General features: G+C 34.3%; 11 protein-coding genes and 1 pseudogene. 10 read left to right on the top strand and 2 right to left on the bottom strand.

Annotation, left to right across the window (positions count from 1 at the left end; genetic code table 11):
- Positions 1 to 23: 23 nt before the first annotated feature.
- A complete protein-coding gene (locus tag ILS93_RS02870) occupies positions 24 to 1,967 on the bottom strand; it encodes an elongation factor G (protein ID WP_222659897.1) in 1,944 nt (647 codons plus the stop codon).
- 264 nt (positions 1,968 to 2,231) lie between these two features.
- Here ILS93_RS02870 and ILS93_RS02865 point away from each other — a divergent pair, with 264 nt between their 5' ends.
- The 8 genes and pseudogenes from ILS93_RS02865 to ILS93_RS02830 all read left to right on the top strand — a co-directional run bounded on the left by ILS93_RS02865 (position 2,232) and on the right by ILS93_RS02830 (position 8,820).
- Positions 2,232 to 2,660 carry a MarR family winged helix-turn-helix transcriptional regulator gene (locus tag ILS93_RS02865; protein WP_064475661.1) on the top strand — a complete coding sequence of 143 codons (429 nt, stop codon included), beginning with the start codon at positions 2,232 to 2,234 and terminating at the stop codon, positions 2,658 to 2,660.
- Positions 2,661 to 2,678: 18 nt separating this feature from the next.
- The gene (locus ILS93_RS02860) at positions 2,679 to 3,317 is read left to right on the top strand and encodes a nitroreductase family protein (RefSeq protein WP_088046658.1); all 639 of its coding nucleotides are present in this window, start codon (positions 2,679 to 2,681) and stop codon (positions 3,315 to 3,317) included.
- 44 nt (positions 3,318 to 3,361) lie between these two features.
- Positions 3,362 to 3,655 (top strand): putative quinol monooxygenase, encoded by a 294-nt coding sequence (locus tag ILS93_RS02855; RefSeq protein ID WP_064475659.1) that lies wholly within the window; start codon positions 3,362 to 3,364, stop codon positions 3,653 to 3,655.
- Positions 3,656 to 3,799: 144 nt separating this feature from the next.
- Positions 3,800 to 3,934: pseudogene (locus ILS93_RS02850) on the top strand (AAA family ATPase); the annotation flags it as partial.
- Positions 3,935 to 4,210: 276 nt separating this feature from the next.
- Positions 4,211 to 4,717, top strand: a complete 507-nt coding sequence (locus tag ILS93_RS02845; protein WP_064475658.1) for a DUF3902 family protein — start codon at positions 4,211 to 4,213, stop codon at positions 4,715 to 4,717.
- 258 nt (positions 4,718 to 4,975) lie between these two features.
- Positions 4,976 to 6,142 (top strand): serine hydrolase domain-containing protein, encoded by a 1,167-nt coding sequence (locus tag ILS93_RS02840; RefSeq protein ID WP_064475657.1) that lies wholly within the window; start codon positions 4,976 to 4,978, stop codon positions 6,140 to 6,142.
- Between the two features lie 298 nt (positions 6,143 to 6,440).
- The gene (locus ILS93_RS02835; RefSeq protein ID WP_064475656.1) at positions 6,441 to 8,195 is read left to right on the top strand and encodes an adenine deaminase C-terminal domain-containing protein; all 1,755 of its coding nucleotides are present in this window, start codon (positions 6,441 to 6,443) and stop codon (positions 8,193 to 8,195) included.
- Between the two features lie 112 nt (positions 8,196 to 8,307).
- A complete protein-coding gene (locus ILS93_RS02830; RefSeq protein WP_222659895.1) occupies positions 8,308 to 8,820 on the top strand; it encodes a hypothetical protein in 513 nt (170 codons plus the stop codon).
- A 139-nt stretch (positions 8,821 to 8,959) separates the two neighbouring features.
- Here ILS93_RS02830 and ILS93_RS02825 read toward each other — a convergent pair whose 3' ends face one another.
- Positions 8,960 to 10,339 carry a catalase gene (locus ILS93_RS02825; protein ID WP_064475654.1) on the bottom strand — a complete coding sequence of 460 codons (1,380 nt, stop codon included), beginning with the start codon at positions 10,337 to 10,339 and terminating at the stop codon, positions 8,960 to 8,962.
- Positions 10,340 to 10,610: 271 nt separating this feature from the next.
- On the opposite strand from ILS93_RS02825, the gene ILS93_RS02820 reads away from it, so the two are divergent.
- Positions 10,611 to 11,825, top strand: a complete 1,215-nt coding sequence (locus ILS93_RS02820) for an aspartate aminotransferase family protein (protein ID WP_064475653.1) — start codon at positions 10,611 to 10,613, stop codon at positions 11,823 to 11,825.
- Positions 11,826 to 12,126: 301 nt separating this feature from the next.
- Positions 12,127 to 13,584, top strand: coding sequence for an MFS transporter (locus ILS93_RS02815; protein WP_064475652.1), 1,458 nt, complete (start codon positions 12,127 to 12,129; stop codon positions 13,582 to 13,584).
- Positions 13,585 to 13,597: the final 13 nt, after the last annotated feature.

Raw genomic sequence — 13,597 nt, 5'->3', positions numbered from 1 at the left:
GCAAATTGCACCTCTTTTTTTACTTAATAAGCCCTCAACACATGAAGCAAATAATCCTTACGATTCAGAGGATTATAATCAACACGTTTTCGAGTAGGAAAGGGAGCCTTTAGTTTTGTATAACCAGATGGCTTCGTTGTAAATATACCTTCTCCTTCTGTAAATGAATGAAGCATTCGCTTAAAATTCTCTGTCTTCGTGACAGGTAATGACCCAGTTAACTGGTAAGAATCATTAATGAATATAGGCTCTGCAAAAGTGGCTGGAATAGCAGCAAGCTTATACATCGCGGTACTAATTGCATGTTCTGGTACAGTCAATTCAAATTCGTTAACTGGTTCATATACAAATGTGTCAGCTTGCTTTAAAGCATCCATTAAAACGAGTGGTGTTAAATTTCTAAAGTCACTTGCTATTGTAACAGGACTAGCATAACCAGTATGGGTTAATGTGACGATAACGTCCGTAACCTCCCATCCGTATAAACCTTGTTTTAACGTTTGAAATACAGTATCTTCAATTGCTTTATGAAATGCTAAAGGCAATGATCCAAGTTCAACACCTAACTTATATGTTATGCCAGAGTTAAGCTCACCACGTTCGATTTTAAAACCAATTGTTGCGTAAAATGGATTCGCTTTTTCACCCATTACTTCAACACTATTCCCTACGCCAAGTGGTTTCTCAATACATACAACTCGCGTATTTGAGAAAGTAACCTGCAAATTATATTTCTCATAAAGTGTTGTTTCAATTACTTCTTTTTGTACTTCACCGAAAAGGCGAATATATAGTTCATTATGAATATCGTCTTTCCACACTTTAATGAGCGGATCTTCTTCACATAGATCCATAAGTGCAGCGTATAGATCATGAATTCGTTCTTTTGGTACTGCTTCAATAGCAGCTTCCATTTGTGGTTCGGCAAAGTGAATGTCTTTTATATAATCCGTTCGTTCACCGATAATATCACCAATTTTAATATCACTCAGTCCCCACACTTTGCAAAATTCTCCGCTAGAAACGGTAGAAACTTGAACAGCATTTCCGTTATGAAACATGCATATTTTCTTAATCTTTTCTTTATGTGCCAGAGCTTCCCCGCGCTGTATATCAACATATTTTCTAACGTGTAAACGACCAGAAAAAACTCTTACATATGCAATCTTTTCCCCAGAAGGTTCACGTTCAATTTTAAACACAACACCGGATAATGTTTCATTTTCTGCCGACTTTTTAGCTGGAAATAAGGCTGAAATATTTTCGAGCAGTTCAGTTACACCCATACCTGTCATGGCTGAACCGAAAAAGATCGGGTACACATTTGCTTGCGCTATTTGTTTAATGAGTTCCTCTCTTAATAGTGTGCCCGGTACGATTTCATTATTTACATATGACTCAAGTAATGATTCATTATATGGTGCTAACAGTTCCATACAGTCGTCATATGATTTGTATTTAATAATTCGTGCTTCCTTTGTTCCTTCGTTTTCTACAGAGTAGAAAGGGAATGCTTCATTTGAAAGAACCTCTTTTATTTGTTTCATAACTTTTTCAGTATTTGCGCCATTACGATCAATTTTATTTACGAATAATATTGTTGGTATGTTTAGTTTCTGCAATGTCCGCATTAAAATTTTTGTTTGTGCTTGCACACCTTCAACAGCAGAAATAACTAAAATTGCACCGTCTAAAACGCGGAATGATCGCTCTACTTCAGCGATAAAATCAGCGTGTCCAGGTGTATCAATGACATTTACTTTTACATCATCAATAAAGAAAGATACAACAGATGCTTTAATCGTAATTCCGCGTTGTCTCTCTAATTCCATTGAGTCAGTTTGCGTACTTCCACTATCAACTCTGCCAATTTCTTTAATTACATTCGTTTCATAAAGAATACGCTCAGTCAAACTCGTCTTGCCAGCGTCTACGTGCGCGACAATCCCTATATTTATTGTTGTCATATGTGAATATCCTCATTTCATTTTCCATTTTTATCTCCTCATTTCTATTTGTGTATTGCCGCATTACAATCACTCTCCAGTCATTTAAATTAGTACTATTATAGTGCAATTAACATTTTTTGTAACGCGACAAAGCGTCTTAATTTGGAAAAATATAAATGAAAACAAAATGCTTGCATTCTAAATCGATATAGATTATATTAATTGACATATCAACTATTGATACATCAAACATTTTTTTTTTGCATGTAAAGGAGGGGTATTTTGACAAGTTCATGCTCGAAAGAAGCGATTATTTTATATAAATTACACTTTCTAAATAAAGAAGTAAGTTCAAAATTCGAAGGGTGTACGGGTATGAGCCAGTCTCGATTAGAGCTTATACTTCAGTTATATGAAGTAGGTGAAATTAGTCAAAAAGCACTTCAGCAAGAAGTGAATATTGATAATGCCGCAATTACAAGGCATTTAAAACAGCTAGAAGCAAATGGAATGATTACAAGACGTAAAAATCCAGATGATAACAGAATTACGTTAGTTTCTCTAACTGAAGAGGGACGAAATAAAATTCAAGTGTATCAGGAGGAAAAAGAACGTTTTGCAGCATCTGCATTTAAAGGATTAAGTGAAGAACAGCGCGATAATCTTTTAGCAATGTTAGACCGCATTCAAGAAAATATAAAAGAACTTTAAAAAAGGGAGAATTCAACTATGACTAACTCAGTACAAACAAATGATTTTAACGAAATTTTAACAGGACGCCGTTCAATTCGTAAGTACGATCCTTCAGTGAAAATTAGTAAAGAAGAAATGACAGAAATTCTTACAACAGCAACACTTGCACCATCATCTGTGAACATGCAACCATGGAGATTTTTAGTGATTGAAAGTGACGAAGCGAAAGCAACACTTGCGCCACTTGCGAAATTCAATCAATCTCAAGTAGAAACATCTTCAGCAATGATCGCTGTGTTTGGTGACTTAAACAACTTTGATAACGCAGAAGAAATTTACGGTACAGCAGTAGAGCGCGGTTTAATGCCAGCAGAAGTAAAAGAAGATCAAATGAAAAAACTTTCAGGTTACTTCTCAATGGTTACACCAGAAGTAATGAAAGATACTGTACTAATTGACGGTGGTCTTGTAGCGATGCAATTTATGTTAGCAGCTCGTGCTCATGGTTATGACACTTGTCCAATTGGCGGATTTGAAAAAGACCAAATCGCAGAAGCTTTCGGATTAGATAAAGAACGTCACGTACCAGTAATGTTAATTTCTATCGGAAAAGCTGCTGACAGTGGTTACCAATCAGTACGCCTTCCAATTGAAAAAGTTGCTGAGTGGAAGTAATTTTATAAATACAGAAATAAGTGAGATATGAGAGGGGAAACACCATGATTATTATTCACGCAATATTTCAAGTAGATCCAGCAAAACAACAATCATTTTTAGAAGAAATTCAGCCACTACTTCATGGCTCAAGAGAAGAAAGTGGAAATGTATCTTATGACTTATATAAAGATACAGAAAAAGAAAATGTATATACGATGGTAGAAGTATGGAAAGATGAAGAGGCAGTTGCGAGTCATAATACGAGTGAACACTTCACATCTTTCGTTAGCAAAGCACGACAATTTTTAACTGCGCCACTTGATATAAAAGTTTATAGTGGTGAACTAGTAAAATAATTAGTAGAAAAAAATGACTTTAGCGTATGGCTGAGGTCATCTTTTTTATTTTGATAGGAATATATTTACTTCTAACGTAATGTGTTATAATTCGGGAATAATATTTCTTGATTTTCTGAATTATTATAGGTGGGAGATAAATATATGAGTACATTAAAGAAAATTATTAACAATATTTCGAAGGTTATTATAGGAAAAGATGAATCGATTGAACTTGCAGCCATAGCTCTCATAGCAAGGAGGCATATGTTATTAGAAGATGTACCTGGGACGGGAAAAGGTGACATTAATATAAGTGAATGAAATTAACTGTAAATTAATTTTATTTACTTATATTTAATTACGTGGTAATGTATACTTACTTTTTTTATATCTTAACCAATGGAAAAAAGGTTGCCTTAGTAGAGTATTTCTCGTTAAATTCTTCATGAGATTATATTTGTTTCATTAATATAGAATGAATAAGAGATGTAATAGGGTTTAACCAATAACGAGTAGCATGTAAATAAAAAATTATAATTTATTTTTAAATTTTTGTAAGGGTGTGAAAATAGAATGAAACCGGTATTGAAAAACATACTTCTTTCCTATGTTTTTTCTGCAGTAGGGATGTGTTGGTTTCTGTTTCTGTTAGTTAGAGGAGGCGGAGATTGGTTATTGTCTTGGTTAGGTGTATTAATGGCATTTTTATCTTTATACACGATAATAGATTTATATTGTAAGTATACATACGATAAAAAATTAAGTAAATTGTTTATTAAAGCAACAGTTACTACCTTTAGTTTTGCGGTATTGGGAATCATCTTTGGTATTGTACACGAGCTATTACAGCCATGGAGTCTCAGTTTAATGGTTTGGTATTGGTTGTTAGTGTTACTTTTATTTTCAACGACTATAATATTATTAGTTTTTGTAGTATTTGTTAATCGTAAAAATTATAATATTCCTGGTAGATATAGAATACTTATATTGATTAATCTATTTCTTACGCTAGGACCAGTACTGTGGCCACTACTTCTTACTATTATAGGAAATGGTATGAACGCTAGTGCAGGATGGTAAAAGTGAATGAAGATTAGTAGTTTAAAGAAGTGAATGGAATAATAAGTTAATATAGGGTTTAAAGTATGTAAGAGAACGTGTTTTCATAAAATGAAGACACGTTCTTTTTTATTTTCTTACAGAACTTTTTCTCATCTGGTCGCCAAATTTTGAAAGTAAGTATTTCGTAAGGAATGGATAAGAAAAAAGAGAGTTTTATCATTTAGGATGAAAGTATAGCTTAAATCAATACGATATAAATAGAGGAGAGAAAGCCTTATGAAAAAATGTTATTCAATTAAGTTAGCGAGTTTAGCAGTTTTATTAGCGGGTACTACTTTATTCACACCAGGTTTTACTGTAAAAGCAGAGTCTACTCAAAATATTTCTAATTCGTCAGAAGCACATGACCAAAAGAATCGGAATGGTTGGAAACGAGTCATGCAGGAAACAATCCAAGTTGGAGCGCCAGGGGTATTAGCTAAGACATCTAATAACGGAAAAATTAGTAGTTATACTGCTGGTGTCGCGGATTTAAATAGTAAGAAACCAATGAAATCGGAATATCGCTTTCGGATTGGGAGTGTGACGAAGACTTTTACCGCTACGACTGTTCTTCAATTAGTAGGAGAAAATCGCGTGCAACTTGACGATCCAATTGAAAAGTGGCTACCGGGTCTCATTCAAGGAAATGGGTATGATGGCAATCAAATTACGATACGTCAACTTTTGAATCATACGAGTGGTATAGCTGAATACTTAAAGTCAAAAGACGCTGATATTATGAATTCGAAAAAAACGTATACAGCAGAAGAAATAGTGAAAATAGGACTTTCTCTACCTCCAGATTTTTCACCAGGTAAGGGATGGCTGTATTCAAACACAGGATACGTAATATTGGGAATGCTTATTGAAAAAATAACTGGAAATAGTTATGCGGAAGAAATTGAAAAGCGAATTATTGAACCTTTGGATCTGTCAAATACGTTTTTACCAGGGAATTCACCCGTTATTCCAGGTAAGAATCATGCTCGTGGATATATGAAAATTGATGAAAAAAGTGAGCTGAAAGATATGACGTATTATAATCCGAGTTTAGCTAATTCAGCTGGAGATATGATTTCTAATGCGGACGATCTAAATAAATTCTTTTCATTTTTACTTGGTGGTAAGTTACTGAAAGAACGTGAGCTAAAAGAAATGCTTACTACAGTTCCTATAGAAGGAAAAGGTGTTGGTGATGGATATGGCCTTGGGATCTATGAGACTAAACTTCCAAATGGTATTTCCGTTTGGGGTCACGGAGGATCAATTCCTGGGTTTATGACTTTTGCTGGTGGAGTAATTGGAGGCAAGCATACATTTGCTGTCAATGTTAACTCTTTAGGTCCGGTTGATATTCTTACACAGTTTAATAAAATGATGCAAATTGAATTTAAGAAATAAATGAAAAGAATGTGAATGGGATCCTGCTTTAAAGGACAGTATTAGCATTCATAGTATGACATCAAGTGTAATTCAATCGTATAGTTTAGTATAAAATAGGATGTCAGTTACACGACATCCTTTTTTATTGAGGACCAAAGAGGTATACTTTAAATTTTGAAAATTGTTATTTTTGCAATTATTACATATAATAAAGGGTATAGGGGTTGTACAAGAGAGTTATGAATGGAGAATACTTTAGTTTGTTAATTGTTTTTATTTTAATAAATAAAAGTAAATTGATTTGGAGTGAAATTCATTGGGAGAAAATCAGTTTAGATGGAGTAACAAGCAATTAAGAGAACATGTTGAAGTAATAGATGGCAAAAGAAATCCGCACATTTTATGTAAGAACGCAACTTATTTAAATTCCTATATGCGCGAGTGGGTGCAAGCAAATATTTGGATCTATGATGACCGGATTGTTTATGTAGGAGAAAAGCTGCCAGCGCAACTGCATGAATGTGAAGTCATTGATTGTAATGGAAAGTACGTAGTTCCAAGTTACATAGAACCGCATGCACATCCATATCAATTATATAATCCTGAAACGTTAGCGAATTATGCGATGCAGTTTGGGACAACGACTTTTATTAATGATAATTTAACTTTATTTTTCACATTACAACGTGAAGAAGCATTTCGTTTATTAGATGAATTTGAAAAGATTCCAGCAAGTATGTATTGGTGGTGTCGTTTTGATGGGCAAACTGAATTGCAAAAAGGGGAATCTTTATTTAATCGTGAAGAAATAATAGAGTGGCTTAAGCATAAAGCAGTTCTTCAAGGTGGCGAGCTAACAGCGTGGCCAAAGTTATTACATGGCGATGATGAAATGTTATATTGGGTGCAGGAAACGAAACGATTACATAAAAAAGTGGAAGGACATTTTCCAGGAGCATCTGAAACGACTTTAGCGAAATTAAAATTGTTAGGTACAGATTGTGATCATGAAGCGATGACAGGGCAGGAAGCTTTCATTCGTCTTATGCAAGGTTACACGGTTTCACTAAGAAATTCTTCAATCCGTCCAGATTTAGAAGTGTTACTAAAAGAATTGCTAGAACTAGGAGTAAAGCAGTTTGATAGATTCATTCTTACTACAGACGGCTCACATCCTTCGTTTTATGAAAATGGAATGACGAACGTAATGATAGCTACCGCGATAAAACAAGGAGTGCCAATAATAGATGCTTATCATATGGCAAGCTATAATATCGCTCGTTATTATAATATGGAACATCTACATGGTTCAATTGCGACAGGTAGAATAGCTAATATTAATATTTTGGAAAGTAAAGAAAACCCGGTTCCAATAAGTGTAATTGCAAAAGGAAAATGGGTGAAGCGTGACGGAATAAACAAAAGTGAATCAGTACAAATAGACTGGAGTAAATTTAAAGTAACTTCATTATTATTAAACTGGTCCATAGAAAAAGAGGATATGATTTTTTCTCATAAAATGGGTATACATTTATTGAATAACGTTATAACTAAACCATACACGAGTGAAATGGATTTAAACCGTGATGAACTTTCTCTAAATCATGATGAGTGTTTCCTTATGATGATTGCTCGTGATGGTACGTGGCGAGTGAATACAGTTGTAAAAGGCTTTGCAAATAAATTAGGAGGCCTTGCTAGCTCTTATTCTGGTACCGGTGACATCATTCTTATTGGGAAGAATAAAGAAGATATGCTTACAGCTTTTCATAGAGTGAAAGAGATTGGTGGGGGAATGGTAATAGCTGAAAAGAATGAAGTATTACACGAAATCGCATTACCATTGCTCGGGATTATGTCTAAGTTAAAAATGAATGAATTAATACAGGAAGAGAAACGGTTGGTGAAATTATTGCAAGAGCGTGGCTACGCGTATGATGATCCGGCATTTACCATTTTATTCTTTTCCGCGACGCACTTGCCTTTTATAAGAGTAACGCCTATAGGAATATATGATGTGAAAAATAGTAAGGTAGTGGCTTCACCGGTGAATTTAATAAAGCAATGTTAATATGAAAGGCCCTATAAAAGTCCCATTTATAGGGCCTTTCACATTATTAGCATAAGAATATTGTGAGCCTCAAATAATATAGTATCTAAATTACTTGAGGTGAAACGTAAGTATGAAAAAAATATTGTATATTTTAAGTGTATTTATATTATGTGTATCTATTCAACAAGTTGTACATTCTCAAACAGATGCACCAGAGCTATCTTCTGATTGTCTTGAAAAAAGGAAAATTCGAGATGAGAAGTATGTGAAAAATATTATGAGGGACATTCAATCTATGTTTGATTTAAATATTGATGAACACAGTTTTTGGGAAGTGAGCCAAAGAGACCTGGATGCTGCACATTTAATGTATGGCGGAAGAGAAAATGATTCTTATTATAATTCGCTAACTAAAATTTATAATAGTGGTGGATTTAGAGAGCAGCCTAGTTTATTTGTGGCAGTGCAAGAAGCATTTTTACTTTATAAAGAAAAAGATAATATCAATGTAATGAAACACTTAAATCTAGATATTGAAAAAGGGGAATGGATCGTTATAGAAACGAAAAAGAAGAAAGGGAAAAAAGTGAAATTCAAGCCGTTACAATGTGAAAAAGATTATTTGAAAAAGAGAAATGAGTAACATAATCTAAAATGAAATAACGGAAATTTTGAAGGGGTAAAATTCCGTTAAGAATTGTAAATGAGGCGGTAGAAATTACTAGTAATTTCGCCATAAAAAAACGTCATTTTAATGTTTAAAATGACGTTTTTTTATATCATTAAATCTTTTGCATCGCACTCTCAATTCTCTTCACTAAATCAGCAGACACTTTATGGAAATACCCTAAAACGACCTTACTAATATCATCGGATATAACTTTCAAATCACTAGCTAAGTTTTTAGCAAGATGTTCTTTTTCAATCGGTTTTAACTTCGCATAAAATTCACTAGGCTGCGTAAAGTCATCCTGTTTCGTAATAGAAGTTCTTTCAAGTTTACCTTCAACGTATCTTCCGTCACCGCTCGTTATTTGATTAGCAGGTGTCCAATTTTGTTGTTGGTTAATGGTCAATTTGCGAAATTCGGAACCAATTCTTCTTCTTTGAGAATCACTATAAATGTTAGCGCGTCCTTGCAGCATTTTATCATCTGATAGTTCTGCACCGTCTAGTAAATTAGAAGGAGAGAAGGCGACTTTTTCTACTTCTTCCATATAATTTCCAGGGTTTTTGTTTAATACCATTTTGCCTACTGGTATAAGAGGGTATGACTTTTCATCCCATACTTTTGTATCATCTAAAGGGTCATAAGAAAGATGTGATTCATCTTTCGGATCCATGAGCTGGACATATAACCCGTATTCCACTGGTTTACCATTTGCAATTGCATCATATAAATCTTTCCCGCTATAATCAGGGTTTTCAGCAGCCAGTTTATTCGCTTCCTCATTAGTAATGAATTGTACACCTTCAAATGGGTACCAATGATACTTTACATACTTGCGGTAACCTTCTTCATTTCTCCAAACATATGTATTAACACTATGTCCTGGGATGTGGCGCAGACTTTTGGCTGTACCAGCATCAGAGTATAAATGGACAACGAAATGAATGGATTCAGGTGCGCTAGCGACAAAGCTCCAGAATTTATTAGGGTCTATTAAGTTATTTATAGGTGAAGGTAACAACGCTTGAATCGTTTCAGGGAAACGCATCGGATCACGAACAGAAAAGACAGGAATGTGATTACATAAAAGATCGAAAATGCCTTCCTTTGTATAAAACTTTGTAGAAAAACCGCGCACATTTCTAGAAGTGTCAGGTGTTCCTTTCGTACTAACAGCTAATGAAAATCGAACCATAACAGGAACTTTCTCATTAGAATGTTGTAGAAAACTTAACTTTGTATGTTCAGACATTGGATAGATTGTTTGAAAATAACCGAACGCACCAAATCCTTTTACATGAACAGGTCTTTCTAAAATTTTTTCGTGAATAAATTCTTGTAACGTCTCGTGAAGTACACTATCTTGCTCTAGAACTGGTCCACGTGAACCAACTGTTTGTGAGTGAAGTGTAGCTTGTTCATTACGTTCTCCATTTTCATTAAAGCCTTTCCCTAGTATAGATTGCCCCTGTTTATCATAGTTTTCATCCATCGATATAGCCTCCAAATCTTTTTTGTCCATTGTTACTAAATATGATTTCATAGCCTTGATTATGTATGACACGCAAAGTCCAAAATGGTAACAGACCGCTAGATGAAAAAAATGCACATGTAGTGGACCTGTTGAAATAGAAGAAATTATGGAAAAATGAATATCGGGAAGAAAATTACTATTAAAATATTAATCTTAAAAATGAATTTATACATGAATTTATAGAGAATGAACATAAATAAACAAGGAAAATAACTAGGAGGAATTTAAAATGTCGGATTGGTTTCAATTAGATAAAGAATATATGATGCCTACATACTGTCGTACGAAGGTTGCGATAGAAAGAGGAGAAGGGTGCAAGCTTTATGATGTGGATGGTAAAGAGTATGTAGACTTATTTTCTGGTGTCGGAGTGAACGTATTAGGATATAATCACCCGAAAATTGTGCAAACGACAATGGAACAAGTTACAAAATCATTGCATCTTCCATTTCATTTTTTAAACCCAGTTGCGATTGAGTATGCAAAGAAATTAGTAGATTGCTCTTTAAAAAATGGAAAAGTCTTTTTTACAAACTCTGGTACGGAAGCGACAGAAACGACGTTGAAATTAATTGATAAATATAGAGCTAATACGGGTGTAGAACGTGAAGGAATCGTAGTGTTGAAAAATAGTTTCCACGGACGTACGTTAGGAGCACTTCATTTTACGAGACAAGAAAGTGTATATCAAAATTTCCCTAAAACATCTATACCAGCATATGAAGTAGAGCGTGAGAATATAGAGCAATTAGAAGAAACAATCGTTAAAGAAAATCCAATTGCGATTATGCTAGAGCCTGTATTAGGAAGCGGGGGGATATACCCTTTATCAAGTGAATATTTACATGGTGTTCAAAACTTATGTGATAAATATAATGTCATTCTTATCGTTGATGAAGTTCAAAGTGGTATGGGGAGAACTGGTAAACTATTCGCTTATCAAAATTTCAATATTACTCCGGATATTATTCAAATTGGTAAGGGGGCAGGAGGCGGGATACCGCTTGGCGGAATTATTGTAGGTGAAAAGTTATGTGATGTATTTGCACCAGGAGATCACGGCACAACGTTTGCTCATTCTTCAATGGGAACGGCTTTAGGATTAACGGTTTTAAATACATTGATTGACGATGGTTTAATGCAAGAAGCGTATGAAATGTCACACTATCTAAATGATAAATTGCAAGAAATTCAGAAAGAAAATTCTTATTATATTGGTGAAGTACGTCATGCTGGTATGATGTTTGGAATTAGTTTGAATGATACGAATGAAAATGTGAAGAAATTACAGGTAAAGCTAATGGAGAAAGGGATGTTAGTTGACGTTACACAAGGGAACATCATCCGTTTACTTCCGCCATATATAATTACAAAAGAAGAAATCGATACATTTGTTAATGAGTTTATCTCTTGTATGCATAGTTTAGCAGCTACAAGTGTTTAAAAACTTTAATGAAAAATCACCTTATTTTTAATGCAAATAGGAAGAAAATAGTGGTAAAAAAATAAATTTACGTAAAAAAATAAAAAGCTGAAAAAGGTACTCATATAGCGCCTTCTTCAGCTTTTTATAATACTAAAATTACTTAACTTAAAGAGCATCTCATTGGACAAATAATTAATTATGTGAAACAATAATAACAGATAAGGAGACATTAATTTTCCTTAAGTGCTTCGAATTAATTTATTCAATAAGAGAAGGTGTGCTTAAAGAAGTTAAATTAAACAAGGAGCTGTTTTATTATATGCAACAAAATAATGATTTAAATTTTGAACCTCAAGACGTTAATATTGTCAACTCTAAACAAGCCAGGAAAGCAGTAATTGCTACTGGTATAGGGAATGCAATGGAGTGGTTTGACTTCGGATTATACGCGTATTTAGCGGTTATTTTAAGTCAATTATTCTTCTCAGGTGTTGATAATAGTGGATTGCAACTTGTACTTACATTCGGTACATTTGCAGCAGCCTTTCTCGTTCGACCAATCGGAGGTGTATTCTTTGGTAGAATAGGAGATAAGTACGGCCGAAAAATCGTGTTAAGTACTACTATTATTTTAATGGCACTTTCTACATTATTCATCGCATTACTACCAACCTATGAACAAATTGGTGTATGGGCACCAATACTACTTTTAGTTGCCCGAATGATTCAAGGCTTCTCTACAGGCGGCGAATATTCAGGAGCAATGGTTTATATCGCAGAATCTTCTCCAGATAAAAAGCGTGGTATACTCGGTAGTGGTCTTGAAATTGGCACACTCTCAGGTTACATTGCTGCATCGGTAATTGTTACCATTTTGACGTTATTGTTAACAGATGAACAAATGCTCAGCTGGGGCTGGCGTATTCCTTTCTTAATAGCTGCACCAATTGGTTTGGTCGGTTTATATTTACGCCGTCATTTAGATGAATCTCCCATCTTTGAAGAGATGGAAAAAGCACAAGAGGAATCTGAAGACAACGAACAATTTTCGTTTATGGATATATTAAAATATCACAAAAAAGACTTCTTATTAAGCACAGTTATTGTCGCCTTCTTTAACATTACAAATTATATGATTCTTTCGTATATTCCTTCTTATCTAACTCAAGTACTTAAAGTCAAAGAAACAACTGGCTTATTAATTATTTCTATTACGATGGCACTTATGATTCCACTGGCACTTTATTTCGGTAAATTAAGTGATAAAATTGGTAATAAACGTGTCGTGCAAATTGGTTTACTTGGTTTAGCAGTATTTGCAATTCCAGCATTTTTACTAATAGGTAATGGACATATTGCAGCTATATTTGCAGGTATTTTCATTTTAGGATTCTTCCTAAGTGTATATGAAGGAACGCTACCTTCATTATTACCATCACTCTTTTTCACCGATGTACGTTATCGAGCACTTTCGATCTCATTTAATATTTCTGTATCGATATTCGGTGGAACAACACCGCTCGTATGTTCATACTTAGTTCATGCAACCGGTAACCCGCTTGCACCGGCATTTTATTTAGCAGGTGTAAGTATTATTGGATTAGTCGTATTTAGTGTATTATTCGTTACAACTTCAGGACGTGCACTTAAAGGTTCATATCCTACAGTTGAAACGAAAAAGGAAGCACATCTAATCGCTAAAGAAGACCCTGAAGAAACACTTTGGTGGCATGAAGAGTCGTTAGAAATTGAAGCAGGGAAAAACGCTTCAATTTAAAAAGTAATGTAGA

Origin of the sequence: Bacillus sp. 16GRE42 (genome assembly GCF_019837435.1) — a bacterium.
Taxonomy (GTDB): Bacteria; Bacillota; Bacilli; order Bacillales; family Bacillaceae_G; genus Bacillus_A; species Bacillus_A wiedmannii.
Note: the sequence above shows the minus strand (reverse complement) of the source record. Positions and strands in the feature narration are given on the sequence as shown.